2 protein-coding genes are annotated in these 1609 nt (G+C 63.7%); both read left to right on the plus strand.

Features of this window, described 5'->3' with window-relative positions:
- On the plus strand, positions 1 to 741 hold a 741-nt coding region (locus A2I95_RS36465; protein ID WP_291737379.1), incomplete at its 5' end, for an aldehyde dehydrogenase family protein.
- 127 nt (positions 742 to 868) lie between these two features.
- Positions 869 to 1609: Tm-1-like ATP-binding domain-containing protein (locus tag A2I95_RS36470; RefSeq protein WP_291737380.1), on the plus strand; the 741-nt coding region annotated here is incomplete at its 3' end.

Raw genomic sequence — 1609 nt, forward strand, 5'->3', positions numbered from 1 at the left:
CTGCTGGAGGCCTCGGCGCGCTCCAACCTCAAACGCTGCTATCTGGAGCTGGGCGGCAAGTCCCCGAATATCGTCTTTGCGGATGCGCCGGATCTGGCCAAGGCGGCCAAAGTGTCTGCCGCTGGCATCTTTCGCAACTCCGGGCAGGTTTGTATCGCGGGCTCCCGCCTTCTGGTCGAGGCGTCGGTTCATGACGAGTTTGTCGAAATGCTGCAGGCCGAGGCCGAGGCGCTGCGGGTGGGAGACCCGCTGGACCTGGGCACCCAGATCGGGGCGGTGAATTCCGAGGATCAGCTGCGCCGCAACCTGTCGTTCATGGACATGGCACGGTCCGAGGGCGGACAGGTAGTGACCGGCGGCCAGCGCATTCTGGAGGACACCGGCGGCACCTTTATGTCTCCGGCGATTGTCACGCATGTAGCGCAGGACCACGCGCTGTTTCAGCGCGAGGTGTTCGGGCCGGTGCTGGCAGTGACAAGGTTCGAGAGTGAGGACGAGGCGCTGAGCCTTGCCAACGCCACCGACTTTGGCCTGGCGGCTGGTGTCTGGACCGCAAACCTGTCCCGCGCGCACAGGATGGTGGCGGGCATCCGGGCCGGTGTGGTGCATGTGAACACCTATGGCGGGTCTGACAATACGGTGCCATTGGGCGGCGTCGGCCAGTCCGGCAACGGGCATGATAAGTCGTTGCATGCGCTGGACAAATACATCGATCTGAAAACCGCTTGGATTCAGTTGTGAAGCGGGTTTTGCGCCGCAAAACCCGCGGCCTCCGGCGGGAGTATTTTTGCAAAGATGAAAGGCCGCGCGCGTGCCGATGGCCGTCGCTGCGAAGCCTTTAAGACGGGAGAAAAAGCCTGTGGCAGACATGACCATACTAGTCGCCGGAACGTACGACACCAAAGACGATGAACTGAGCTATCTGGCGGAAGTGATCCGCGGGCAGGGCGGCAAGGTGCTGACGATGGATGTGAGCGTTCTGGGCGATCCCGGCCAGCCCGCGGATGTCAGCAAGCAGGAGGTGGCCGCGGCCGGCGGCAGTTCGATCGAGGCGGCGATTGGCTCGGGGGATGAAAACACCGCCATGCAGATCATGGGTGCAGGTGCCGCGGCCATGGCGCTGGATCTGTACCGGCAGGGGCGCATTGACGGGGTGATTGTGTTGGGCGGTACCATGGGCACTGATCTGGCGCTGGATATGTGTGCGGCGCTGCCCGTGGGGGTGCCTAAATACATCGTCTCAACTGTCGCATTTTCACCGCTGATGCCGCCTGAGCGGATCCCGGCGGATGTGCAGATGATCCTCTGGGCGGGCGGGCTCTATGGGGTGAACTCGATTTGCAAGGCGTCGCTCAGCCAGGCCGCCGGTGCGGTGCTGGGCGCGGCGCGGGCGGTGGAGCCGCCAAAACGGGACAGGCCGCTGATCGGCATGACGTCGTTTGGCAAGACTGTGCTGCGCTATATGGTGACACTGAAACCTGCGCTGGAAGCGCGCGGGTTTGAGGTTGCGGTGTTTCACGCCACCGGCATGGGCGGGCGGGCGTTTGAAAGCCTGGCCGCTGAGGGCGCCTTTGCCGCGGTGATGGATTTTGCGCCGCAGGAAGTGTCG

This window comes from Leisingera sp. F5 (assembly GCF_001593695.1).